The 24,359-nt window shown below is 52.0% G+C and carries 22 protein-coding genes; 10 read left to right on the top strand and 12 right to left on the bottom strand.

The genetic code is table 11. The annotated features are described in order from the left end of the window. Positions 1-153: 153 nt before the first annotated feature. Both H0247_RS17175 and H0247_RS17170 read right to left on the bottom strand, forming a co-directional pair. Entirely contained in the window at positions 154-1,842 is a 1,689-nt protein-coding gene (locus H0247_RS17175) for a DUF262 domain-containing protein (protein WP_180743618.1), read from the bottom strand. Positions 1,843-2,071: 229 nt separating this feature from the next. Next, complete coding sequence (locus tag H0247_RS17170; RefSeq protein WP_180743617.1) at positions 2,072-2,257, bottom strand: YlcI/YnfO family protein; 186 nt, start codon at positions 2,255-2,257, stop codon at positions 2,072-2,074. Between the two features lie 186 nt (positions 2,258-2,443). On the opposite strand from H0247_RS17170, the gene H0247_RS17165 reads away from it, so the two are divergent. Both H0247_RS17165 and H0247_RS17160 read left to right on the top strand, forming a co-directional pair. Next, positions 2,444-2,632 carry a host cell division inhibitor Icd-like protein gene (locus H0247_RS17165; protein WP_180743616.1) on the top strand — a complete coding sequence of 63 codons (189 nt, stop codon included), beginning with the start codon at positions 2,444-2,446 and terminating at the stop codon, positions 2,630-2,632. Next, positions 2,625-2,816, top strand: a complete 192-nt coding sequence (locus H0247_RS17160) for a hypothetical protein (RefSeq protein ID WP_180743615.1) — start codon at positions 2,625-2,627, stop codon at positions 2,814-2,816. Before H0247_RS17165 ends, H0247_RS17160 begins: the two co-directional genes overlap by 8 nt. 125 nt (positions 2,817-2,941) lie before the next feature. On the opposite strand, the gene fis is transcribed toward H0247_RS17160, so the two are convergent. The 10 genes from fis to msrP form a co-directional block, all read right to left on the bottom strand. Next, positions 2,942-3,238, bottom strand: a complete 297-nt coding sequence (gene fis / locus H0247_RS17155; protein WP_005975342.1) for a DNA-binding transcriptional regulator Fis — start codon at positions 3,236-3,238, stop codon at positions 2,942-2,944. Between the two features lie 23 nt (positions 3,239-3,261). Further along, positions 3,262-4,227, bottom strand: coding sequence for a tRNA dihydrouridine synthase DusB (dusB, locus tag H0247_RS17150; protein WP_180743614.1), 966 nt, complete (start codon positions 4,225-4,227; stop codon positions 3,262-3,264). A gap of 349 nt (positions 4,228-4,576) precedes the next feature. After that, positions 4,577-5,464: a 50S ribosomal protein L11 methyltransferase gene (prmA, locus tag H0247_RS17145; protein ID WP_180743613.1), complete on the bottom strand. Its 888-nt coding sequence runs from the start codon at positions 5,462-5,464 to the stop codon at positions 4,577-4,579. Positions 5,465-5,481: 17 nt separating this feature from the next. Beyond that, positions 5,482-6,933, bottom strand: a complete 1,452-nt coding sequence (panF, locus tag H0247_RS17140) for a sodium/pantothenate symporter (protein ID WP_180743612.1) — start codon at positions 6,931-6,933, stop codon at positions 5,482-5,484. Then, positions 6,923-7,165: a YhdT family protein gene (locus tag H0247_RS17135; RefSeq protein WP_180743611.1), complete on the bottom strand. Its 243-nt coding sequence runs from the start codon at positions 7,163-7,165 to the stop codon at positions 6,923-6,925. Before H0247_RS17135 ends, panF begins: the two co-directional genes overlap by 11 nt. A 167-nt stretch (positions 7,166-7,332) precedes the next feature. Next, a complete protein-coding gene (gene accC, locus H0247_RS17130) occupies positions 7,333-8,676 on the bottom strand; it encodes an acetyl-CoA carboxylase biotin carboxylase subunit (protein ID WP_180743610.1) in 1,344 nt (447 codons plus the stop codon). Between the two features lie 11 nt (positions 8,677-8,687). Then, the gene (accB, locus tag H0247_RS17125) at positions 8,688-9,155 is read right to left on the bottom strand and encodes an acetyl-CoA carboxylase biotin carboxyl carrier protein (protein WP_039346693.1); all 468 of its coding nucleotides are present in this window, start codon (positions 9,153-9,155) and stop codon (positions 8,688-8,690) included. A 24-nt stretch (positions 9,156-9,179) separates the two neighbouring features. Next, on the bottom strand, positions 9,180-9,632 hold the full coding sequence (gene aroQ / locus H0247_RS17120; RefSeq protein WP_180743609.1) for a type II 3-dehydroquinate dehydratase: 453 nt from the start codon (positions 9,630-9,632) through the stop codon (positions 9,180-9,182). A 254-nt stretch (positions 9,633-9,886) separates the two neighbouring features. After that, complete coding sequence (gene msrQ, locus H0247_RS17115) at positions 9,887-10,486, bottom strand: protein-methionine-sulfoxide reductase heme-binding subunit MsrQ (RefSeq protein ID WP_180743608.1); 600 nt, start codon at positions 10,484-10,486, stop codon at positions 9,887-9,889. A 79-nt stretch (positions 10,487-10,565) separates the two neighbouring features. Next, complete coding sequence (msrP, locus tag H0247_RS17110) at positions 10,566-11,567, bottom strand: protein-methionine-sulfoxide reductase catalytic subunit MsrP (RefSeq protein WP_180743607.1); 1,002 nt, start codon at positions 11,565-11,567, stop codon at positions 10,566-10,568. A 413-nt stretch (positions 11,568-11,980) separates the two neighbouring features. On the opposite strand from msrP, the gene csrD reads away from it, so the two are divergent. From csrD to tldD, 8 genes are all read left to right on the top strand, one after another. Continuing rightward, complete coding sequence (gene csrD / locus H0247_RS17105; protein WP_180743606.1) at positions 11,981-13,918, top strand: RNase E specificity factor CsrD; 1,938 nt, start codon at positions 11,981-11,983, stop codon at positions 13,916-13,918. A gap of 316 nt (positions 13,919-14,234) precedes the next feature. Beyond that, the gene (gene mreB, locus H0247_RS17100; RefSeq protein ID WP_010300322.1) at positions 14,235-15,278 is read left to right on the top strand and encodes a rod shape-determining protein MreB; all 1,044 of its coding nucleotides are present in this window, start codon (positions 14,235-14,237) and stop codon (positions 15,276-15,278) included. Between the two features lie 174 nt (positions 15,279-15,452). Beyond that, the gene (mreC, locus tag H0247_RS17095) at positions 15,453-16,436 is read left to right on the top strand and encodes a rod shape-determining protein MreC (RefSeq protein ID WP_180743605.1); all 984 of its coding nucleotides are present in this window, start codon (positions 15,453-15,455) and stop codon (positions 16,434-16,436) included. Further along, entirely contained in the window at positions 16,433-16,921 is a 489-nt protein-coding gene (mreD, locus tag H0247_RS17090; protein ID WP_180743604.1) for a rod shape-determining protein MreD, read from the top strand. The genes mreC and mreD overlap by 4 nt, the downstream gene beginning before the upstream one ends. Before the next feature lie 8 nt (positions 16,922-16,929). Continuing rightward, entirely contained in the window at positions 16,930-17,523 is a 594-nt protein-coding gene (locus tag H0247_RS17085; RefSeq protein ID WP_180743603.1) for a nucleoside triphosphate pyrophosphatase, read from the top strand. After that, positions 17,513-18,982: a ribonuclease G gene (gene rng, locus H0247_RS17080; RefSeq protein ID WP_180743602.1), complete on the top strand. Its 1,470-nt coding sequence runs from the start codon at positions 17,513-17,515 to the stop codon at positions 18,980-18,982. Before H0247_RS17085 ends, rng begins: the two co-directional genes overlap by 11 nt. 41 nt (positions 18,983-19,023) lie before the next feature. Continuing rightward, positions 19,024-22,854, top strand: a complete 3,831-nt coding sequence (yhdP, locus tag H0247_RS17075; RefSeq protein ID WP_180743601.1) for an AsmA2 domain-containing protein YhdP — start codon at positions 19,024-19,026, stop codon at positions 22,852-22,854. Between the two features lie 56 nt (positions 22,855-22,910). After that, positions 22,911-24,356: a metalloprotease TldD gene (gene tldD / locus H0247_RS17070; RefSeq protein WP_180743600.1), complete on the top strand. Its 1,446-nt coding sequence runs from the start codon at positions 22,911-22,913 to the stop codon at positions 24,354-24,356. Positions 24,357-24,359 lie beyond the last annotated feature (3 nt).

Here is a 24,359-nt window from a genome sequence, read left to right as displayed (position 1 = left end):
GCTTTTTGTCGTCGGGGCGGCCGAAATTGATGGTTGTGACCTATCAGAAAAAACTGATAGGCCACAACCAAGGCATTATACTAACAGCTCTATATATTATTTAAGGGGGAACAGTTCAGTTCGCCGAGTTATGAATCTATTCTATTAGATTCATTAATGATTAACAGTTAGCTTCCAATGTTCCTTACATAATTCAACTAAACCTAGTTGTCGCTTTTCTAGAATCGATGGTGTCCATTCTGATTCATTTAGTACTTGAGTTGTTAAAACGTATGATGACACACCACTATTCCCCACAAAGTATGTGTTTTTTTTACGCTCAAAATCAAAATTGGATGCTTGGGAATTTCGTCTCTGTGTTAATGGTACAAGATTAGCTAACCGATGTGTCCATATTTTTCGTTGCTCCTCATCAGGCCAATTAGCTTGCCATTCACTTCCATCTTCCACTTTTTGTGGGAGAACGTGCTCAATAGTCAAAATAGAGTGATCGTATTTTGCAGCCTTATCTGTTAGAAAAGAGTCAACCCGTAAAATAATATAATTACGTCTGCGAGGTGTTAATCGATAAATGTCACCGTTAATCTCTTTAATAAAGTCATTAATTTCTTTTTCTGATAAATTCACTGATTCTATATCAGGTGTAGAGGCTATGTCTAACTCAATAAGTATTTTTGCATATCGATCAATACGATCATTGATATTAGCCGCACATATATGTAATTTTGCAGCTAATCGCTCTAATCGGAACATAAAATCTAAAACAGCTGAACTATTAGAACCAAATTTAGCTAAAAACTGGATAACAACTGGTTGCCAGTCTGAGTTATCAATTCGGTTAAGCCAATAAAGGAACTGATTAATATCTTCTGCATTTTTAGATGATACATAATTGATATCTCGTGATATTAAATAAGCATCTGCATAAGGTGCGATTACCTTACCGATTAATACTTCAGGATCATGAATTTTTGATTGAACATGTTCCCGAAATTCTTCTAATAACACTCGTTTTGCTTTGGTTTTAGCATAGATCATTCTAATGTATGTAAGAAGGTCATTTAACCCTCTTCGCCCGGTATTGACTTCAATTTCTTCCCATTTATCATTAAAGGAATCACGTTTTGACTCAATAATCTTACCGATTGCGTCAGCCTTTATCAGATCAGATGGTAATAGATCCATACCTCGGTTATTAAGTACAGAAAATACTCTAAATGCAGACTGCTGACTTGGTGATGTCACTGCCACCAAAAAACAGCGTGTCATCAAAAATACACCAAAATTAATTAGATCTTCTGTGTTGGAAAATGTCTTCTGCAATTTATTTTGTAGTAGAAAAGCATTTTTCTGAATATTAACTTGAGACTCATTTTCTAACGTGGCTGGGTCAAGACTTGCAAGATTTTCAAATTCGAGAGCTTGAACTGTCTTTGCAAAAAATTCTCGATCACGATGACGCAGTGCTAAACGAGGCTTAGCTGGAATGCCTTGCAGGCGTTTCCCCGGTTCTTGAATATAAGAAAAACATTCATCTCTAGCCTCTCTATCGTCGATTAATGAAGTAAGAGCTGCGATTAAAATCGTCAGTGTTGTCAAACGCTGTTGTCCATCAATGACCTGAGCATGAGGTTTACTCTCTTGTTTGATGAGTACAATACTACCAAGAAAGTAACTTTCTTCTTTTTCGTAATGATAAAAATCGTTCAAATCATCAAATAACTCACCAGCCTCTTCGGGTGTCCAAGCATATGGGCGCTGATAAGGTGGTATTTCATAGTCAAAGTCTGAACTGAATATTTTAGAGAGGGAATATTCTGCCCCAGTAATGTTTTTTGACATCCTATAATCCTTTATTAGCCTAGATTTCTTTCTTTACAAGTGTCAGGTGATGTAGATTTATCCTGCCATCCTTTTACCACAGTATTCCAAACTAAGGTGATTTCAAAAATGCGACTTTCTATGTCGGAGTCATAGCCTGCCATTTAGTAATTGACTCGCTGTAATGTTAGAAATGCCTACTTCTGGTTTTGTATTCAACCGGTCGATATAACCCTACCGCCAACACCACTCAGTCTTTAGATTCATTTTTAGGCTGTTTTCGCTGGCGGCGTTTGATCTCGCTTTTTACTGCGGTGATGATGAATTGCGCCTTTGTCTCACCAGCTTCAAGACTGCTTTCCATTTCAGCAACAACGTCGTGCGGGAATCTTGCATTCAACTGCTGTGATTTGTTGTTAATTGAACCCGTTGCCATTGCTGGATCTCCATGCACTAAGTGCGATCCAGTATACGTAAAAATAATTCTAAAAAATACCTTGAGGTGCGATTCACTTGGGCGTAATGTTAGCTGCATAGGTGCGATTCACCTATAAAATACGAAGCCCGGCAGTGTTGGAGCACTAACCGGGCCTCTAACCACAATGTTATTGGAGCTAACACTATGGCTGATATCCAGTCTACCCAAACTCGCCCCGAATTTCAGTATCGCTTTCTTGCTTTGGGAATCTCTTCCCAATGTGTCGTGCATATTATCGCTACCACCGAACGTCAGGCGCGGGAGCATTCCCCTGATGGTCATGTCATGGTCTTCGCTGGCCGCCTGCTTGCTCAAGAGGTACGCCATGTTTGATAACACGCCGTTAGAACCCGAAGAAGCGCTCGATCAGTGTCGTGCGCTGGCTTACGCTATTGTTGAATTGAACCATCCAGAATCGAAAGAGATCTTAACGTTCGTGTTGGCAGAGCGATTAGATAACCTATACCGAATTCTTCATACGCCGGAGACGGATACACAAGAAGGGATGAGTCATTAACAACGTCGCGGACACAATGCTCAGGCCGCCACGCTAAGGCTGTTTTTGCCTTAATCAAGGGCAAAGAAAAAGGCGCTTAACCCGAAAGGTAAAGCGCCTTTTTTCAAATGCTTAACTGATTAGTATCAGTTCATGCCGTATTTTTTCAATTTCTTACGCAGAGTACCGCGGTTGATGCCCATCATCAGGGCGGCGCGGGTTTGGTTACCGCGGGTGTATTGCATCACCATGTCCAACAGTGGCTGCTCAACTTCAGCCAGTACCAGCTCATAAAGGTCACTTACATCCTGACCGTTCAATTGAGCAAAATAGTTCTTCAGTGCCTGTTTAACCGAGTCGCGCAGGGGTTTTTGGGTTACCTGAGCCTGAGAGTTTACAGTGGAAACGGTCAGTACGTCAGAATTCACGCGTTGTTCGAACATAGTTCTGTCAGCTCTTTTTCTGTTTACGCAAGATTTTCAAAATATGCCTTCAACGCCTCCAGCTGCTCGCTGGCATCCTCAATGGCGTTGAATGTGCGCCTAAACTGGTCGTTTGGGGCATGCTCCTGGAGATACCAGGATACGTGCTTACGAGCGATACGAAATCCCTTGCCTGGACCATAAAAGTCGTGCAATTCCCGTATGTGCTCGATCAACAAGCGCTTAACCTCTGCCAACGGCATCGGTGCCAGCAACTCCCCTGTGTCCAGATAATGCTGGATTTCCCGAAAGATCCAGGGTCTTCCCTGAGCGGCTCGTCCTATCATCAGGGCGTCAGCCCCGGTGTAGTCCAGAACCGCTCTGGCTTTATGCGGGTCTGTAATGTCGCCATTCGCAACAATAGGAATGGTAACGGCCTGCTTAACTGCCCGAATGCTGTCGTATTCCGCGAAACCATTGAACAGGCACGCACGGGTGCGTCCGTGAATGGTTAACGCCTGAATGCCACAGTCTTCAGCCAGTTTGGCAATTTCTACACAGTTGCGGTGCTCTGGTGCCCAACCGGTACGGATTTTCAGTGTCACCGGCACGTCTACCGCTTTCACTACCGCAGAGAGGATCTGTTTGACCAAATCCGGATACTGCAATAACGCAGATCCTGCCATCTTGCGGTTCACCTTCTTCGCCGGGCAGCCCATATTGATGTCAATGATTTGCGCGCCGGAATCAGCATTGATTCGCGCTGCCGCCGCCATCTCATCGGGGTCACAACCGGCAATCTGCACGGCTCTGATACCCGGTTCATCGCTATGAACCATTCGCAAACGCGATTTGTCTGAACGCCACACTTCCGGGTTGGAAGAAAGCATTTCAGACACGGTCATTCCAGCGCCCATCGCGTGACAGAGTGCTCTAAATGGGCGATCGCTAATACCAGCCATTGGGGCTGCTATCAAACGATTGGTAAGCTGAAATTGTCCAATGTGCATAGACAAAAATTGACCATACTGTGCCTGCAAGGGCGCGTATATTACGCATTTTTTACGTCAGATGAAAGGCCAAACTTTGACCAATTTACGGCTATCGATCAATGAAAATGCAGTTCGTAGCGGTATATGAAAATATTATTCATATTTAACAGCTAGTTATATTTTTGTGGCGATTTTTTGTTCTAGGAAATATTCATCTGTTTACAGAATTTTATCTGCAAGCGCGGTCATTTTTAGTGGAGATACAGCAGGCTATCAATGCTTTATCAGTGAAATGCGTTGGTTAATGTGGTTATTTGGTGCGCCCACCGTTGTACATACGGTGGGCGGGATTCGCGGGGTAATGCTGTTACGATGCGCGGCGTTGGCCGGTAATGCGGCACCACTCTTCGCGTTCAGCGACTGGGTCGAGCGTGAATTTGTCTGCGTAGGCTTCTGCGACGCCTTCGGCCTGCGTCGCCAGCACGCCGGACAAGCCGAGGTGACCACCCACTTTAGGCAAATCGCTAATCAGCGGTGCCAGCTCGCGCAGCGGGCCAGCAAGGATGTTGGCGACGACGACATCGGCAGACAGGTCGGCAGGCTGGTCTTTCGGCAGATACAGTTCAAGACGCTCAGAAACGCCGTTGCGCTGTGCGTTGTCGCGGCTGGCCTGAATCGCCTGCGGATCGATATCAATCCCGATAGCGCGCGCCGCACCCAGTTTCAGGGCGGCAATCGCCAGAATGCCGGAACCGCAGCCGAAATCGATGATGGTTTTCCCTTCCAGATCCAGTCCGTCGAGCCATTGCAGGCACAGCGCGGTCGTTGGATGGGTGCCGGTGCCGAATGCCAGACCCGGATCGAGCATCACGTTGACGGCCGTCGGGTCAGGAATGTCACGCCAGCTTGGGCAAATCCACAGGCGTTTGCCGAACTGCATCGGGTGGAAGTTATCCATCCACTCGCGCTCCCAGTCTTTGTCTTCCAACTGTTCGATTTTGTGTTTAAAACCGCTGCCCAGCAGCGGCTCTTGCTCCAGCATAGCGATAACCGTGTTCATATCGGTTTCAGCATCGTACAGCGCAATCGCGTCGGTATCGCCCCACAGGCGGGTTTCGCCCGGCAGCGGTTCGAACACCGGGGTATCGTGCGTATCCTGAAACGTAACGGATACCGCACCGCTTTCCATCATGACGTCACCCAGTTGTTCAGCAACCTTTCCTGAGGTGTTTATTTTCAGTTGAATCCACGGCATAGCAGTCTCTATTACATTTAAAGTGAAGATGAAGCGGCAATCGGCGCGGGCGGGTTATGACCAAAGCGGTTGCCAATAATAAACGCCATCAGGCTGAGTAACAGCGATGGCACAATCGGGTGATAGCCAGCCAACTGAAGATTGAAACTGGCCAGTAAGGTATAGCAAATCGCCCCAGTGAACATGGCGCTAAGCGCACCCGCGGCGTTCGCGCGTTCCCAGTACAGGCCCAGTACCAGCGGCCACAGGAACACCGCTTCCAGCCCACCAAATGCCAGCAGGTTTAGCCAGATGATCATATCTGGCGGCCGCAACGAGGCCAGCAGCACCAGCAGGCCCAACAGTAGTGTGGTCATGCTGGACAAGATCTTGATGCGACGTTCGTTATGGATCTGCTGCGGGCGCACGCTGAGATAGAGATCTTTGATGATCGTCGCGGAGGCCTGAAGCAGATGCGCATTAATATTGGACATGATAGCGGCCATTGGCGCCGCGAGAAAGATCCCTGCGGCCAGCGGCGGGAGAACGGTAACCATCAGCGCGGGCAACACCTGATCGGGAATGGTCAGATTTGGCATCACGGCACGACCCAGCGCGCCAGCCAGATGCATGCCGAGCATCAGGATGCCGATGACGATCGTGCCGATGATAATTCCGCGGTGCAGTGCTTTGCTGTCGCGATAAGAGATACAGCGAACGGCGGTGTTCGGCAGGCCGATAACGCCGAAGCAGACCAGCACCCAGAATGAAGCCATAAACGGCATCGACAGAATCCCGTTGCTGCCCTGCGGCGAAACCAACATCGGGTCGATCTGTTGCAGCTTATCCACTGCGCTGTGTAATCCCCCTGCGGCATAGATTACGCCGACCAGCAGGATGACGGTGCCGATCAGCATCACGATGCCCTGCATGGCATCATTGAGCACGCTGGCGCGGAAGCCGCCAAACGTGGTGTACAGCGCGATGGTGACGCCGAAAATCAGCAGACCGATGTCGTAAGGGATGTTCGCCGCAGTTTCCAACAGGCGTGCGCCACCGATGAACTGGACGGCCATCGCACCGATAAACGCGACCAGCAGGCTGATACTGGCGAACCACACCAGCAGCGGACTGTTGTAGCGGGCGTACAGCATGTCGTTCAGCGTGATGGCATTGTAGCGCCGCGCCAGAATGGCGAATTTTTTCCCCAGAATGCCCAGCGACAGCAGCATGGTGGGAAGCTGGATCATCGACAGCAGCACCCAGCCCAGCCCGTATTTATACGCCGCTCCTGGCCCACCGATAAACGAGCTGGCGCTGACGTAAGTGCCGATGAGCGTCATCGCCAGCACAAACCCGCCCATTGAGCGGCCGCCGAGGAAATACTCGTTGAGAAAGTTACCCGCCTGACGGCGACGGTACGCATAGACCGACAGCCCGAACACCAGCAGCAGATAGCCAATCAGCGGCAATAGAATTTCAATTTGCATCGTCACTCTCCAGTGAGATATCGCGGAAAATGACGCGAACCATCAGCCAGCACAGCAGCGTAAACACGAGCGGCAGCAGCAGGCAGGCCATCTCAAACCAGTGTGGAAGGCCGGTTATCCCTTGTGTGTTGTCAGGCAAATAGGCGGCAAGCATCCAGGCCACTAAATAAACCAGCGTCAGGCCAAACGCCCAGCGTGCCTCTTTGTGCGCCTGAGGAAAGCGTGTATCCATGTTTTTCTCCACCGTAAAGGGAGGATTGGCATCGTTATGAACGTCGTGATGACGAAAGCGGGAATTTTACGGCATGTGAGCTAATTGACTAGCCTGAATTCATAGAAAAAGAAAAAGGCCGGTTTTCACCAGCCTTTAAACGTATCACGACAAAACTCGTACCGTGCTTACTGCAAGCCGAGTTTCTTCTCCAGATAGTGGATGTTCGTGCCACCTCTCTGGAAGTTTTCGTCGCTCATGATCTTCATCTGAAGTTCGATGTTGGTTTTGATGCCATCGATGATCAGTTCAGCCAGCGCGTTCTTCATACGGGAAATCGCGATTTCCCGCGTTTCGCCGTAGGTGATCAGCTTGCCGATCATCGAATCGTAATACGGCGGTACGGTATAACCGGCGTAAATATGCGATTCCCAACGGACACCAAAGCCGCCCGGCGCGTGGAAACGCGTGATTTTACCCGGGCTTGGCAGGAACGTGTTCGGATCTTCCGCATTGATACGGCATTCCACCGCATGACCGCGAACCTTGACGTTTTTCTGCTTGATGGACAATGGCAGACCGGCAGCGATGCGCAGCTGCTCTTTGATCAGATCCACGCCGGTAATCATCTCGGTGACCGGATGCTCCACCTGAATACGGGTGTTCATTTCAATGAAGTAGAACTCGCCGTTTTCGTACAGGAACTCGAACGTACCTGCGCCACGATAGTTGATATCGATACAGGCTTTGGCGCAGCGATCGCCGATGTTGCGACGCAGTTCGTCGGTGATGCCCGGTGCTGGCGCTTCTTCCACCACTTTCTGGTGGCGACGCTGCATGGAACAGTCACGCTCGGCCAGATAGATGGCATTGCCTTGGCCGTCAGCCAATACCTGAATTTCCACGTGACGTGGGTTTTCCAGGTATTTTTCCATGTAGACCATGTCGTTGTTGAAAGCCGCTTTGGCTTCCGCACGCGTCATGTTGATGGATTGTTCCAGCTCTTTGTCACTGCGCACTACACGCATACCACGACCGCCACCGCCGCCAGAGGCTTTGATGATGACTGGATAGCCGATGCGTTTGGCATGAGCGCGGTTAGCGTCCATGTCACCGTCTAACGGGCCATCAGAGCCAGGTACGGTTGGAACTCCTGCTTTTTTCATCGCGGTGATGGCGGACACTTTGTCGCCCATCAGGCGAATAGTTTCTGCGCGTGGGCCGATGAAGATAAAGCCAGAGCGTTCAACCTGCTCGGCGAAATCCGCATTTTCGGACAGGAAGCCGTAGCCAGGGTGAATCGCGACGGCACCGGTGATTTCCGCAGCAGAAATAATCGCAGGGATATTCAGATAGCTTTTTGTTGACGGCGCCGGGCCGATACACACGGTTTCGTCCGCCAGCAATACGTGTTTCAAATCGCGATCCGCACTGGAGTGAACGGCGACGGTTTTGATGCCCAGCTCTTTACAGGCACGCAAAATACGCAGCGCGATCTCTCCGCGGTTAGCGATAACGATTTTATCTAACATGATAAGCCTCGTTATTCGATGACAATCAGTGGCTCGTCAAATTCGACCGGCTGACCGCTTTCGAGCAGAATGGCTTTCACCACGCCCGCTTTGTCGGCTTCGATCTGGTTCATCATTTTCATGGCTTCGACGATGCACAGGGTATCGCCAACGTTGACGTGCTGACCCACTTCCACGAACGCTTTAGCGTCTGGGCTTGGGGTGCGATAGAAGGTTCCAACCATTGGAGAACGAACGATGTGTCCACTGATGGCAGCCGGTGCTGCTGCAGCTTCCACTGGCGCTGGTGCAACGGCCGCGGCCAGAGCAGGCTGTGGCTGCATCATTGGCGTAGCGTAAGCCTGTTGCATCATCGGGTAGTTAACCGCTGCTGGGGCACGACTGATACGTACTGATTCTTCACCTTCAGAAATTTCCAGTTCGGCGATGCCGGACTCTTCAACCAGTTCGATCAGTTTTTTGATTTTACGAATATCCATGGATGTGGTTCCGTACTCTTTTGTTTAATTGGAAGTTGACAGGCGTTTTACCGCCGTCTGTAAAGCATACTGATAGCCATCTGCCCCCAAGCCACATATCACGCCTACCGCAACATCAGAAAGATAGGAGTGATGACGAAAAGGCTCGCGTGCGTGCACGTTGGACAGATGAATTTCGATAAACGGAATCGAGACCGCCAGCAGGGCATCACGCAGCGCAACGCTGGTGTGGGTGAATGCCGCTGGGTTAATCAGAATGAAGTCTGTGTTTCCTCTGGCCTGATGGATGGTATCGATCAGAACATGTTCCGCGTTGGATTGCAGGTGGGAAAACTTCACGTTCAATGTCTGCGCCTGTGTTTCCAGTTCGCTGACAATGTCTGCTAGCGTCGTCTTACCGTATTTGTCGGGCTCTCGGGTTCCTAGCAGATTTAGGTTTGGACCGTTCAAGAGCAAAATGTGAAATTTTTCTGCCATTGTGCTGCTATCTCCCGCGATTGACCAAGATTGGCAAAACCGTGTCGCACAAAATAGCGCGAAGCTATTCGTTTGTCACCTTTCGTGATGCAAATTGTCCGACCCGAGAAATTAAAGTCGTGCATTATAACCATATCGTGGCAATTCGCAGCTAAATACTGGTCTTATCTGCGGAGATATTCCTGAACCAGACCGTGAGGCGGCGTGAATTTCACTGAGGTCCGTAATCGGCTTTTCCTGTGTTGCTGCGGTGCTTAGCGCCACCATTGGCGAAATTTCTTATAACGCAACAGCAGCAATATCAGCGCTGCGAGCGCATACAAAATGGGCTGTGGAGACAGCGTTTTAACTGACCAAAGATAGTGGATAGGCGCAAGGATGGCGACTAAATAGACGAAATTATGCAGTTTTTGCCACTGCGATCCCAACTTACGCATCATTATCTGTGGCGATGTCACCGCCAATGCCAGCAAAATCAGCCAGCTTATGACACCCAGCGTCAAATAGGGACGGGATATCAGTTCATTACCCAACAGCGCCAGATGGCTCAGACCCAGCTCCAACAGCGTATAGCTCACCAGATGTAACGTCGCCCAGAAAAAGCACCACAGCCCGAGGAGCCGACGACAGCGAATAAGCAGCGGCTGCGTGCCGTAGCGTGCCAGTGGGGTGACCAACAGCGTCGCCAGCAGCAATTTCAACGCCATCCTGCCGGTAAAGTGCTGGATATCCTTGGCCGGATCAGCGCTGAACCACCCTTGGTCAACCGACAATATCAGCCACAGCAGTGGCAGAAAACCAGCCAGATGGAGTAGCACTTTTAACCGGGTAATGTGTTGTAGCGTCAGTCTCATGCTGATGTGGATTCCTATCCTGACAAGGTGTTATTGGTTAGACGTTTTGTGTTATTTGCTCACGTTTTGGGATCAGTCGCTAAAAGTTTTCACGCAGATTCAAGCCGCGATACAGCGAAGCGACCTGTTCCGCATAGCCGTTGAACAACAGCGTGGGTTGACGCTCAACGTTAAGTAGGCCGCCTGAACCGATGACGCGTTCTGTCGCTTGCGACCAGCGCGGGTGATCCACATGGGGGTTAACGTTGGCATAGAAGCCATATTCGTCCGGGGCTGCCAGATTCCAGGTGCAGGGTGGTTTCTCACGAGTGAACCGGATATGTACGATGGATTTGATGTTTTTGAAGCCGTATTTCCACGGCGTGACTAAGCGGATGGGGGCACCGTTCTGCGGCGGCAGTGTCTTGCCGTAAACGCCGACGGCCAGCAGCGCCAAAGAGTTCATGGCTTCATCCAGCCGTAGCCCTTCTACATAGGGGTAATCCAGCCCGCCGCCCATAAAGCGATCTTTTTGTCCCGGCATTTGTTCTGGGTCGTAAAGCGTTTGAAATGCTACGTAGCGTGCGTTGCTGGTGGGTTCGGCGAATTTGATCAGCTTGGCCAGCTCAAATCCAACCCACGGAATCACCATTGACCACGCTTCGACGCAGCGGAAACGATAGATGCGCTCTTCCAGCGGAAAGCGTTTGAGCAAGTCGTCGATATCCAGCGTGAGGGGTTTAGCGACATCACCGTCTATCTTGATGGTCCAGCCTTCGGTTTTTAACCCACCAGCATTCGCTGCCGGGTCGGCTTTATCGAGCCCGAACTCATAGAAGTTGTTATACCCCGTGACCTTATCTTCCGGCGTGAGTGGTAAATCGATCTTCCAGTCCGCAGGTTGGCTAAACGTGAGCGGTTTACCCGGCGGCGCTTTGGGTTTATCGGCACCTTTAAACCAGGCCAGCAGGTCGGCCTGTGCAGAAAAGGGGAGTGAAAGCGCGGCAGCGGAAATACCCAGCGCTTTGAGTACGCGTCGGCGCTGATAGAAGAGGGATTCCGGCGTAACGTCGGCTTCCGTGAACTTGCGATGTTTTTGCATGTGAACTCCCGCCAGTCATTATTATTGTTGACGCAAAGTGGCGTTTTTACTGCTTACCGTTCACTTAGTTATAGAGTAATTGCGGTAGAAACCGCGACAGGAGAGATGAAATACTTTTTTTCAGGGTGTAACAACCACTCGAAGGTGGCTTCTACCCGTCATTCTTCAAGCCGCATGTGCGTTGGCAATACCCAGCTCATCTCTGAGCCTCGCTCTAGCGGGCCAACGCTTTGCGTTGTTCAAAACGCTAGCGTTTTGTCCTGGAACTTGAATTATTTAGGGTATAGTTATTACAGGTACTGTTTGTTAAAAGGTACTGTTTGTTAAAAAAGCTACTATGTAGCTGGCCTATGCGAACTGATAAAAAACAACAAACTCGCAGAAATAACAATTATTTGGAATAGGACGCAGGGATGGGATTTACGACCAGGTTCTCGATACTCATAGTATTGCTGACGGTTCTCGCCATTTTTCTTATGTTTTTCAGTACCATATTTAGCCTCTGTTATTATAGCCAGTTGCGAACCGAGCAGCAGCTACGCGAGGTCACGGCCAGTATCGATCAGGCGCTATTAGTGCAATCGCCCGAAAATATTCAATATTGGCTGCCGGGAATGATGAAAACGGCAGGCATTGTGGCGCTGGATATTCAGGACAACGATTCGACACTCTATTCAATACAGTTGCCTGAGGCTGGCTGGGAACGCACACACCTCTATCACGAGGTTGAATTTCCGCTGATGCATCATCTGAACATGACGGTCGCCTTGAAATATGTCGACCCGCTGATTGGTTTACCGCGTTTCGTGGTGTCGACGCTATCGGTATTGCTGGCTGCGGGCTTGATGCTTCTCATGCTGTACTTTTCCATTCGCTGGTTGCGTCTGCAGGTTGCTGGGCAGGAAGAGTTGGAGGCGCGGGCACAGCGTATTCTCAAGGGCGAACGTGAATCGGTTATGCAGGGCTCGGTACGTGAATGGCCGGTGAATACCAGCGGCGCGCTCGATAAACTGTTGTCTGATTTAGTCGAAGCGCGTGAGGAACGCGGGCGGGTTGATACCTTAATTCGCGCGTTCGCCGCACAGGATGCCGAAACTGGGCTGAGTAATCGTCTGTTTTTTGATAATCAGCTGACCACGCAGTTGGAAGAGGGTGAAGAAGTGGGGACGCACGGCGTTGTCATGATGATCCGCGTACCCGATTTTGAAACCTTGCAGGAAACGCATGGCTATACCAGTGCACTTCAGGAATACCGTTTCACGCTGATCAACCTGCTATCGACGTTTGTCATGCGTTATCCCTCCGCGCTGCTGGCGCGTTACTTCAGCAGCGATTTCACCGTATTGCTCCCCCACAGCACGCTAAAGGAAGCCACTGCAATTGCCACGCAGTTGGTGAAGTCTATCGATATTCTCCCCGCCTGTCCGTTGATCGATCGCGAGGACGTTCTCCACATTGGTATCTGTGCCTATCGCGGCGGGCAAAGTGCCGAGCAGGTGATGGAGAGCGTGGAGGACGCGACACGCAACGCGGTGTTGCAGGGCGGTAATAGTTGGTGTGTGTTTGACAGGCAGGTGCCAGACAAAGGGCGTGGCAGTGTGAAATGGCGCACGTTGCTGGAACAGACGTTGGCCCGCGGCGGCCCGCGGCTGTATCAGAAACCCGCTGTCACGAAAGAGGGCGTGGTACATCATCGTGAAATGATGAGCCGGATCTACGACGGAGAACAGGAACTGCTCGCCGCGGAGTATATGCCGCTGGTTCAACAACTGGGGCTGGCAGCCAGCTATGATCGGCAGTTGGTGGCGCGTATTATTGATTTATCAGCGAGCTGGCCTGGAGAAACACTGGCTTTGCCGGTAAGTGTAGACTCACTTTTGCAGAAGCCTTTCCTGCGTTGGCTTAAAGAAATCTTACTCCAATGTCCGAAAACGCAGCGGCAGCGCATTTTATTTGAACTTGCAGAGGCAGATGTTTGTCAATATATCGGCCGCCTGCGACCCGTTCTTAATGTGATTCTGGGATTAGGCTGTCGTCTGGCCGTCACGCAGGCGGGTTTAACGCTGGTGAGTACGACGTATATCAAGTCACTCCCCGTGGAGATCATCAAGCTTCATCCCGGTTTGGTGCGTAGTCTTGAACGCCGCCCAGAAAATCAGCTGTTTGTACAAAGCCTGACCGAAGCCTGTAAAGGCACGCAAACGCGGGTGTTTGCCGCTGGCGTGCGTACCAAAGAGGAGTGGCGAATGCTGTTGGGCAAGGGTGTCTATGGTGGGCAAGGGGATTTTTTTGCCGCATCAGTCCTTGTAACGGATGAGCTGAAAAAATATTCATCGCGGCATCGTGTTTAGTATAAACGTCCTGTGCAAATTGACGTAGAATGAGGCGGTTGTTAAATCGGTTAGTGTGTGCTTACGATAGCGGCAATCCGATTAAATGTTAGATTTTATGTCCTGTGTTAGCGCAATGCTGTCGGGTGGACAGCGGTAAGATGCCTTGCCGCCTGAGGAGAAAGCATGTTGTGCCTTCTCCCTGACGCCGACGAGCGCAACGCAGACTCATTTTTCACCGAAGCAGAGCCTTTTCGTGCCTTGTCGCTGCTTCGTGTGGTTGGTAAAGTAGGCGGATTTATTTTTCGCCCCCAGCTTGCAGGATTATCCTTTAGTTATGTTTAAGAAATTTCGTGGCATGTTTTCCAACGACTTGTCCATCGACCTGGGTACCGCCAATACCCTGATTTACGTTAAAGGGCAGGGCATCATACTGAATGAACCCTCCGTGGTTGCGATTCGTCAGGATCGCGCCGGTTCCCAAAAAAGCGTGGCGGCGGTAGGTCACGACGCTAAGCAGATGCTGGGCAGAACGCCTGGGAATATCGTGGCGATTCGCCCGATGAAAGACGGTGTTATCGCCGATTTCCAGGTCACGGAAAAAATGTTGCAGCACTTCATTAAGCAAGTGCATAGCGACAGCTTTATGCGTCCGAGCCCGCGCGTGCTGGTGTGTGTTCCGGTAGGCGCAACCCAGGTTGAACGTCGTGCCATTCGCGAATCTGCACTTGGTGCGGGTGCCCGTGAAGTGTTCCTGATCGAAGAGCCGATGGCGGCTGCGATCGGTGCTGGCATGCCGGTATCCGAAGCGACAGGTTCCATGGTCGTAGATATCGGTGGTGGTACCACGGAAGTCGCGGTGATCTCGCTGAATGGCGTGGTGTACTCCTCTTCTGTCCGTATTGGTGGTGACCGCTTTGATGAAGCGATCATCAACTACGTTCGCCGTAACTATGGTTCACTGATCGGTGAAGCAACGGCGGAGCGTATCAAGCATGAAATCGGCTCTGCGTATCCGGGCGATGAAGTGCTTGAGATTGAAGTACGCGGTCGTAACCTGGCTGAAGGTGTGCCGCGTGGTTTCACGTTGAATTCCAACGAAATTCTGGAAGCGCTGCAAGAGCCGTTGACGGGTATCGTCAGCGCGGTCATGGCGGCGTTGGAACAGTGCCCACCGGAGCTGGCCTCCGATATTTCCGAACGCGGTATGGTGTTAACCGGCGGCGGCGCGCTGCTGCGTAACCTGGATCGCTTGCTGATGGAAGAAACCGGTATTCCGGTCGTGGTGGCTGAAGATCCACTGACCTGTGTTGCCCGTGGTGGCGGCAAGGCGCTGGAAATGATCGACATGCACGGTGGCGATTTGTTCAGCGAGGAGTAATCCTGTCTGGAAAAGGGGGGACCGGATGGATGAACGCCTGCGTTTTTCATCTCTCGTGGTTACCCCTTTTTTATTTGCCTGAGCGAATGAAATCCGCCCTACGGGGTGCCGCTTTGTGACGTTAAAAATCGCCAGGGGCGATTTGAGGTTGCTGTCGAGGAATACGCAAATTTTATGAAGCCGCTTTTTAGCAGGGGGCCTTCCCTGCAATTACGACTTTTTCTTGCTGTCGTTACCGCGATTGTCGTGATCGTTGCGGACAGTCGGCTTGGTTCGTTCGTCAAAATCAGAACGTACATGGATACCGCCGTCAGCCCATTTTATTTTCTGGCGAATGGGCCCCGTCAGGTTCTGGACAATATGTCTGCCTCACTGGCAACCCGTGGGCAATTAGGCCTTGAAAATACCGCACTGCGTCAGGAACTGTTGATGAAAAACAGCGACTTGCTGTTGCTGGGCCAGCTCAAGCAGGAAAATGCGCGGTTACGTGAATTGCTCGGCTCGCCGCTGCGTCAGGATGAGCATAAGATGGTAACGCAGGTGATGTCTGCCGGAACCGACCCTTACAGCGATCAGGTCGTGATTGATAAAGGTCAGGCGAACGGCGTGTATGAAGGGCAACCGGTCATCAGCGATAAAGGCGTGGTGGGTCAGGTTGTGGCGGTTGGTGAGTTTACCAGCCGAGTTTTGTTGATTTGTGATGTTTCCCACGCGCTGCCCATTCAGGTGTTGCGCAATGATATCCGGGTGATTGCTGCCGGTAATGGCTGCGCTGACGATCTGCAACTGGAACACCTCCCTAACAATACTGATATTCGTGTCGGTGACGTGCTGGTCACATCGGGTCTGGGTGGACGTTTCCCAGAAGGGTATCCGGTCGCGGTTGTGTCATCGGTCAAAGCCGATACACAGCGGGCCTATACGATTATTCAGGCTCGACCGACGGCGGGATTGCAGCGTTTGCGCTATCTGCTGTTACTGTGGGGCGTGGAGAATAACTCCAATACGTCGCTGCCGCCGGCGGAAGTTCATCGGGTTGCTAATGAACGCCTGATGCAGATGATGCCGCAGGTTTTACCGTCGCCTGACGACATGGGGCCGCCGCTTCCTCCTGATGCCGCTGCGCCCACTGTCGAGCCGCAGAGAGGCCGTCAATGAACCGTTATCGCAGGCATGGCAACTGGATTATCTGGCTTTCTTTTCTGATCGCTATGGTTTTGCAGATTATGCCGTGGCCGGATGAAATCTACATGTTTCGCCCCTCCTGGCTGACGCTGTTCCTTATCTATTGGGTGATGGCATTGCCACATCGGGTGAATGTCGGCACAGGATTTATATTAGGTCTGATTATGGATCTGATTCTTGGGTCTACACTGGGAGTACGGGCGCTGGCGTTGAGCATTGTTTCTTATCTGGTCGCATTTAAATTCCAACTGTTCCGAAATATGGCGTTATGGCAGCAGGCATTAATCGTCATGTTGTTGTCGCTGCTGATGGACCTCACGGTATTCTGGGCAGAATTTTTAGTTATAAATGTCGCTTTCCGACCAGAAACATTCTGGAATAGCGTCGTGGATGGCGTACTCTGGCCGTGGTTGTTCCTGCTGATGCGTAAAATTCGCCGTCAGTTTACTGTGCAATAAGGTGATTAATGACCCAGCTTTACCTAGCTTCCGCTTCTCCCCGCCGTCGTGAATTGCTCGCGCAGCTCGATATTCCTTTTGCTGTATTGAACGTCGCGGTGGAAGAGCAGCGGTTAGCGGAGGAAACGGCGGAAGTCTATGTCCGGCGTCTGGCACATGAAAAAGCCGCAGCGGGTGTCGCGGTTGCACCGCTCGATTTGGCAGTGCTGGGGGCGGATACCATCGTGGTGCTGAATGGGCAGGTGTTGGAAAAACCGCAAGATGAAGCCCATGCTGCAGAGATGTTGAGCCAGCTGTCTGGGAAACCACATCAGGTGATGACGGCCGTCGCGCTGGCAGATAAAGACGATATATTGAGTTGTCTGGTGATCACCGACGTCGTCTTCCGCCCGCTCTCGCAGCAGGATATCGAACGGTATATCGCTAGCGGCGAGCCGATGGATAAAGCTGGGGCTTACGGTATTCAGGGCAAAGGGGGATGCTTTGTCCGGTCACTTAACGGGAGCTATTACGCGGTGGTAGGGCTGCCGCTGGTAGAAACCCATGAGCTATTCAGTAACTTCGCTGCGTTGCGGAGTGCAAGAGGAAAACATGACTGCTGAGTTACTGGTAAACGTTACACCTTCAGAAACGCGCGTTGCCTATATTGACGGCGGCATTCTGCAGGAAATCCACATTGAGCGTGATGCGAAGCGCGGTATTGTCGGCAACATTTATAAAGGCCGTGTGAGCCGCGTTCTGCCGGGCATGCAGGCGGCATTCGTGGATATCGGTCTGGATAAAGCGGCATTCTTGCACGCGTCCGATATTATGCCGCACACCGAATGTGTTGCCGGTGACGAACAGAAGAATTTTCACGTCCGTGATATCGCCGAACTGGTGCGTCAGGGACAGGATCTCATGGTGCAGGTGGTCAAAGATCCACTCGGAACCAAAGGCGCGCGTCTGACGACGGATATCACGTTGCCATCGCGCTATCTGGTGTTTATGCCCGGCGCATCGCACGTTGGCGTGTCACAGCGGATTGAGAGCGAAGCGGAACGTGAGCGCTTAAAGAAGACGGTCGCCGAGTATTGTGACGATGACGGTGGTTTCATCATCCGTACCGCAGCAGAAGGGATCGGTGAAGAAGAGCTTTCGCAGGATGCGGCGTTTTTGAAGCGCCTGTGGGGCAAGGTGATGCAACGCAAAAAACGCAACCAGACCAAATGCAAGCTCTATGGTGAAGTGGCGCTCGCTCAGCGTATTTTGCGTGATTTTGCTGGTGCGGCGTTGGATCGCATTCGGATTGACTCTCGGCTGACCTATGAAGCGCTGCTGGAATTTACCTCCGAATATATCCCAGAGATGACCCGCAAACTCGAACACTATGCGGGTAAACAGCCCATTTTTGACCTGTTTGATGTGGAAAATGAGATCCAGCGTTCGCTGGACAGAAAGGTTGAACTGAAATCCGGCGGCTATTTGATCATCGATCAGACTGAGGCGATGACGACCATCGACATCAACACGGGGGCGTTTGTCGGCCATCGTAATCTGGATGAAACCATTTTTAATACCAACACAGAGGCCACGCAGGCGATTGCGCGGCAGCTGCGTCTGCGTAACCTCGGCGGTATTATCATTATCGACTTCATCGATATGAATAATGAAGATCACCGTCGGCGCGTTCTGCATTCACTGGAGCAGGCGCTCAGTAAAGATCGGGTTAAAACCAGTATTAACGGCTTCTCTCAACTAGGATTAGTGGAGATGACGCGTAAACGCACGCGTGAGAGTATTGAACACGTGCTCTGCCATGAATGCCCGACGTGTCACGGTCGCGGCACGGTGAAGACGGTAGAAAGCGTCTGCTATGAAATCATGCGTGAAATTGTGCGTGTCCACCATGCGTATGACACCGATCGTTTCCTAGTCTATGCCTCACCGGCGGTCGGAGAAGCGCTGAAAAGCGACGAATCACACGCCTTAGCTGAGGTTGAAATTTTCGTCGGCAAGCAGGTCAAAGTACAAATCGAACCCCTGTATAGCCAGGAGCAGTTTGACGTCGTCATGATGTAAATTCGTGCGCTCGTCGTCGGCGACGAAAGAAGGAGATAGTAGTGAGGCGACTGCCCGGAATACTCGTCATCACGGGTGCCACGCTTGTCGTGATGGTTGCGCTGTTAGTCAGCGGCTTAAGACTGGTACTGCCGCAGCTCGATCACTTCCGGCCACAGTTGGTGGCCTGGGCGCAGTCTGCGGCGGGTGTTCCGCTGGAAATTGGCTCGATGACGGGGCGCTGGGAGTCCTTTGGCCCCACGTTGGAGATTGAAAAATTTCGCACGTCCCTGCCTGAATCAGACTGGCAGGTTGATCGCATTACGCTGGCGTTGGATGTGTGGCAGTCGCTGTTACACGGGCGCTGGCAGTTTCGCGATCTCACGTTTCACCAGTTAAAGCTTGATATTAATAGCCAATTCACAGGGCAGCAGCAGGACACCAAACTGATGGAGTCAGGAAAGGTTAGTGACCTTTTCCTGCGCCAGTTTGATCACTTTGACCTGCGTGATAGCCATATCACCTTCCTGACGCCTTCCGGTTCCCGCGCGGAGCTGAGTATTCCGCAACTGACTTGGCTGAATACCGACAAACGTCATCGTGCGGAAGGTTTGATCAGCCTGTCGAGTTTTAACGGTCAGCACGGCGTGGTGCAAATGCGCATGGACTTGCACGATGAGCAGGGGCTGCTCAGCAACGGCACGTTCTACCTGCAGGCTGACAATATCGATATGAAGCCCTGGCTCAGCCGCTGGATGAAAAACACGACTGGGCTGGAAAGTGCTGACTTTAGCCTAGCGGCTTGGCTGAACGTTCGTGAAGGCGACATCCACAGCGGTGATGTGTTCCTGAATCAGGGAACGGCCAACTGGGGTGAAGGCCGCGATGCACATCGCCTGAAGGTCGATGACATGGCGCTGCATGTCAGCCGTCAGGAGAATGGTTGGCTGGTGGATGTACCTGAATTGAATCTGGCAACGGATGGCGTCGCCTGGCCGAAAGGTCGTCTCTCTGCTCTCTGGCTGCCAAAAAACGAACACATGTTAGGACCCGATCGGCAAGAAGAACTGCGCGTTCGAGCCAGTGATCTGGCGCTGGAGCGGGTAAGTACGCTGCTTCCGCTGCTTTCCAGCACTACGCCAGCCTTGAAAGAACGTTGGGCAGAACTGAAACCGACGGGCACATTGAATACCGTTGCGGTCGATATTCCTCTGCAACAGCCGGAGAGAAGCCGCTTTCAGGCCAATTGGCAGGACGTGAGCTGGAAGCAGTGGAAATTGCTGCCGGGTGTTAATCATTTCTCTGGCTCTGCCCGCGGTAGCGCCGAGCGTGGTCAGGTTAGCGTCGCGTTAGATCAGAGCACGCTGCCCTATGTCGATATGTTCCGCGCGCCGCTGGAAATCAAGCAGGCTAGCGGCACGATTGACTGGCGTAATGACGCACAGGGTCTGGCGCTTTGGAGTCATGGTCTGGACGTGCAGGCGAAATCGCTATGGGCGAATGGTGATTTCCGTTACGAACAGCCAGTCAAACAAGAGCCGAAGCTAGATATTCTGGCGGGTATTCGGCTGACCGATGCAGCGGATGCCTGGCGCTATTATCCTGAATGGTTTATGGGCACCGAGCTGGTGGACTATCTGAGCGGTGCGCTGAAAGGCGGTCGTGTCGATAACGCGACGCTGATCTTTGCCGGTAATCCGCAACATTTCCCGTATACGCATAATGAAGGTCAGTTTGAAGTCTGGGTGCCGGTGAAAGAGGCGACCTTCGAGTTCCAACCGGGCTGGCCTGCGCTGACGCCGCTGGATATTAATCTGGATTTCGCCAACAACGGCTTATGGATGTTTGCGCCACAAACCTGGCTGGGCAAGGTAGAAGGCAAGAATATTAGCGCGGTCATTCCCGATTATGAAAAAGAGATGCTGCTCATTGATGGCGAGCTGGAAGGTCCGGGGCCTGAAGTGGGGAACTATTTTAATCAGACGCCGCTGAAATCCTCGTTGGGTACGGCGCTGGATGAACTGAAAATTGGCGGGCCGGTGAAAGGCACGCTGCATCTGGATATTCCGCTTGCTGGTGACGATGTTCGCGCCAGTGGCGACATTGCGCTGAACAATAACAGTCTGTATATCAAACCGTTGAATACCACGATTAAGAATCTCACGGGTAAATTCCGCTATGAAAACGGCAATTTACGCAGTGATACGCTTCAGGCGAATTGGATGAATCAGCCAATGGCGGTCAACTTCACCACAGAAGAGCAAGCGAAGGCTTTTCTGGTGAATGTTGGCTTGCAGGGCGATTGGCAACCTGCGCGCTTGCCTGGTTTACCGACATCGGCAAGTAAAGACGTGTCCGGTTTGGCGGGCTGGAAGAGTATGGTCTCCGTTAACCTGCCGCATTCCGGTAAAGCAACCTATAATGTTGATGTACAGGCTGATTTAAGCAAAGTAAGCAGTCACTTACCTAACCCACTAAGTAAGCCTGCTGGTGAGAGCCTGCCGCTGGAGGTAAAAGCCAGCGGCGACCTGAATGGCTTCACGATGCAGGGACGGCTGGGCAAGGATAACCACTTCAATAGCCAATGGCTGCTGAAAGGCGACACCGTGACGCTGGCACGAGCAAGCTGGCAGAATGGAACAACGGCGGCGCCTGCATTACCAGAAAACTCCTCGCTGGTGCTCGATCTTCCGCCGTTGGATGCGGAAAGCTGGCTGGGGCTCCTGCCATCGCTGCGTGCCTCGACATCGGCGGAAGGGAGAAAGGCACAGAGTTCCCTTCGTTTCCCAGAAGCGGTGACCTTGCGTACGCCTGAGCTACAGCTGCTAGGTCAGCAGTGGCATGATCTGGAAATTACGCGCAAAAATACGCTTGCTGGCAGCGAAGTGCGGGCAAAAGGGCGTGAAATTGACGGAACGGTTGAGATTCCCAATCGTGGTATGTGGCGCAGCGACATCAATTATCTCTACTACAATCCTCAGTGGAAAGGGAACGAAGCGACCAATCCGGTGGCGCTAGCAGAGAAAAAATCGCCACTGAACGACCCGAGCATTAGCTTTGAAGACTGGCCGTCGCTGGCGGTTAACTGTCGCCAGTGCTGGATTATCGGGCAGAATATGGGAAGCATTCAGGGAACGCTGCTGCCAGAAAAGGAAAAATTAACGCTGACGGATGGCATTATTGATACGGGTAAAGCCCGTCTGACGGTAAACGGTTCCTGGCAGGAAAATGCGGAAGGGGTCCGGAGCGCGCTAAAAGGCCGCCTGACGGGAGACAGTCTGGAACAGAACGCTAACTGGTTCGGCGTGGATTCACCGCTCAAGGCCGGTTCTTTCGATGTGGATTACGATTTGTACTGGCGTGGAACGCCGTGGGCACCGGATATTGCCAGCCTGAGCGGAATATTGCACACGCGCATTGGTAAGGGTGAAATTGCCGAAGTCGGCGCGGGTCAGGCGGGGCAACTGCTGCGTTTATTGAGCTTCGATGCGCTGATGCGTAAGCTGCGGTTTGATTTTAGTGATACGTTTGGTCGTGGATTTTACTTCGATTCGATTCGCAGCACCGCATGGATTAAAGACGGCGTGTTGCATACTGATGATATGCTGATCGACGGGCTGGAGGCGGATATCGCGATGAAAGGCGATCTCGACCTCGCTCAGCGACAGGTCAATATGGAAGCGGTTATCGCCCCAGAAATTTCCGCAACGGTGGGTGTAGCGACTGCCTTTGCCGTCAACCCAGTTGTGGGAGCCGCCGTGTTTGCTGCCAGTAAAGTGCTGGCACCACTATGGAACAAGATTTCGCTGATTCGCTACCAGATTTCCGGTAGCGTCGATCAGCCAAAGATTCAGGAAGTGCTGCGTGAGCCGAACAAAAAGAAAGGCGAATAATGCCGTTAGGACTGCGCAGTGTACTCAACCGATTATCTGATAAAGAGTGAAAAACTATGAGCCTTGCGTTTGTCAGTGAGCAGTTACTCACCGCTAACAAATTGAATCTTGACGATCTCGCCGCTGTGCTGGGGTCGCTTAATGAGCGTCGTCTGGACTATGCCGATCTCTATTTCCAGTCCAGCTACCATGAGTCTTGGGTACTGGAAGATCGTATCATTAAAGACGGTTCTTACAATATCGATCAGGGCGTGGGTATCCGTGCGATTGACGGAGAAAAGACTGGGTTTGCTTATGCCGATCAGATCACGCTGAATGCATTGCATCAGAGTGCTCAGGCTGCACGCAGCATTGTGCGGGAGCAGGGTACTGGCACGGCGCACACGTTGGGTGCGGTATCGCATAATGCGCTTTATCCAACGTTGAATCCGTTGGATAGCCTGACGCGTGAGGACAAAATTGCGCTGTTGCAGCGTGCCGATACGGTCGCGCGTGCTGCGGATGCACGGGTACAGGAAGTATCGGCCAGCCTGACCGGTGTGTATGAACTGGTGCTAGTGGCGGCGACGGATGGCACGCTGGCGGCGGATGTACGTCCGCTGGTTCGCCTGTCGATTAGCGTGCTGGTCGAATCTGAAGGTAAACGTGAACGCGGTTCCAGCGGCGGCGGCCTGCGTGGCGGCTATGACTACTTCTGGGAAGTGGCGGACGGCGAAGCGCGTGTCGACGCCTGGGCAAAAGAAGCCGTGCGTATGGCGCTGGTAAATCTGTCGGCGGTGGCCGCACCCGCAGGGCCGATGCCTGTGGTACTGGGCGCAGGCTGGCCGGGCGTGCTGTTGCATGAAGCGGTAGGTCACGGTCTGGAAGGCGACTTTAACCGTCGCGGCACGTCAGTGTTCAGCGGACAGATGGGGAAACTCGTCGCATCAGAGCTGTGCACGGTGGTGGATGATGGTACGTTGAGCGGACGCCGTGGCTCCCTCTCAATGGACGATGAGGGCGTGTCAGGGCAGTACAATGTCCTGATTGAAAACGGGATACTGAAAGGCTACATGCAGGACAAGCTGAACGCTCGTCTGATGGGCGTCGCGCCGACGGGCAACGGTCGCCGCGAGTCTTATGCCCACTTGCCAATGCCACGTATGACGAACACCTACATGCTGGCCGGGAAATCTACGCCAGAAGAGATTATCTCCAGCGTTGAATACGGCCTGTATGCGCCAAACTTTGGCGGCGGTCAGGTTGATATCACTTCTGGCAAGTTCGTCTTCTCGACGTCCGAAGCGTACCTGATCGAAAAAGGTCGTATCACCACGCCAGTCAAAGGTGCCACGCTGATTGGCTCTGGTATTGAAGCAATGCAGCAGATCTCGATGGTCGGTAACGATCTGGCGCTGGATAAAGGCGTCGGCGTGTGTGGTAAAGAAGGGCAAAGCCTGCCTGTCGGCGTTGGCCAACCTACGCTGAAGCTGGAAAGCCTGACCGTTGGCGGCACCGCGTAATTT

This window comes from Pectobacterium sp. CFBP8739 (genome assembly GCF_013449375.1).
Taxonomy (GTDB): Bacteria; Pseudomonadota; Gammaproteobacteria; order Enterobacterales; family Enterobacteriaceae; genus Pectobacterium.
This window is presented reverse-complemented; position numbering and strand designations above follow the sequence as displayed.

Coding starts and splice junctions, on each gene's coding strand:
- H0247_RS17175 (WP_180743618.1), bottom strand. CDS start 1,842: ATGTCAAAAAACATTACTGGGGCAGAATATTCCCTCTCTAAAATATTC.
- H0247_RS17170 (WP_180743617.1), bottom strand. CDS start 2,257: ATGGCAACGGGTTCAATTAACAACAAATCACAGCAGTTGAATGCAAGA.
- H0247_RS17165 (WP_180743616.1), top strand. CDS start 2,444: ATGGCTGATATCCAGTCTACCCAAACTCGCCCCGAATTTCAGTATCGC.
- H0247_RS17160 (WP_180743615.1), top strand. CDS start 2,625: ATGTTTGATAACACGCCGTTAGAACCCGAAGAAGCGCTCGATCAGTGT.
- fis (WP_005975342.1), bottom strand. CDS start 3,238: ATGTTCGAACAACGCGTGAATTCTGACGTACTGACCGTTTCCACTGTA.
- dusB (WP_180743614.1), bottom strand. CDS start 4,227: ATGCACATTGGACAATTTCAGCTTACCAATCGTTTGATAGCAGCCCCA.
- prmA (WP_180743613.1), bottom strand. CDS start 5,464: ATGCCGTGGATTCAACTGAAAATAAACACCTCAGGAAAGGTTGCTGAA.
- panF (WP_180743612.1), bottom strand. CDS start 6,933: ATGCAAATTGAAATTCTATTGCCGCTGATTGGCTATCTGCTGCTGGTG.
- H0247_RS17135 (WP_180743611.1), bottom strand. CDS start 7,165: ATGGATACACGCTTTCCTCAGGCGCACAAAGAGGCACGCTGGGCGTTT.
- accC (WP_180743610.1), bottom strand. CDS start 8,676: ATGTTAGATAAAATCGTTATCGCTAACCGCGGAGAGATCGCGCTGCGT.
- accB (WP_039346693.1), bottom strand. CDS start 9,155: ATGGATATTCGTAAAATCAAAAAACTGATCGAACTGGTTGAAGAGTCC.
- aroQ (WP_180743609.1), bottom strand. CDS start 9,632: ATGGCAGAAAAATTTCACATTTTGCTCTTGAACGGTCCAAACCTAAAT.
- msrQ (WP_180743608.1), bottom strand. CDS start 10,486: ATGAGACTGACGCTACAACACATTACCCGGTTAAAAGTGCTACTCCAT.
- msrP (WP_180743607.1), bottom strand. CDS start 11,567: ATGCAAAAACATCGCAAGTTCACGGAAGCCGACGTTACGCCGGAATCC.
- csrD (WP_180743606.1), top strand. CDS start 11,981: ATGGGATTTACGACCAGGTTCTCGATACTCATAGTATTGCTGACGGTT.
- mreB (WP_010300322.1), top strand. CDS start 14,235: ATGTTTAAGAAATTTCGTGGCATGTTTTCCAACGACTTGTCCATCGAC.
- mreC (WP_180743605.1), top strand. CDS start 15,453: ATGAAGCCGCTTTTTAGCAGGGGGCCTTCCCTGCAATTACGACTTTTT.
- mreD (WP_180743604.1), top strand. CDS start 16,433: ATGAACCGTTATCGCAGGCATGGCAACTGGATTATCTGGCTTTCTTTT.
- H0247_RS17085 (WP_180743603.1), top strand. CDS start 16,930: ATGACCCAGCTTTACCTAGCTTCCGCTTCTCCCCGCCGTCGTGAATTG.
- rng (WP_180743602.1), top strand. CDS start 17,513: ATGACTGCTGAGTTACTGGTAAACGTTACACCTTCAGAAACGCGCGTT.
- tldD (WP_180743600.1), top strand. CDS start 22,911: ATGAGCCTTGCGTTTGTCAGTGAGCAGTTACTCACCGCTAACAAATTG.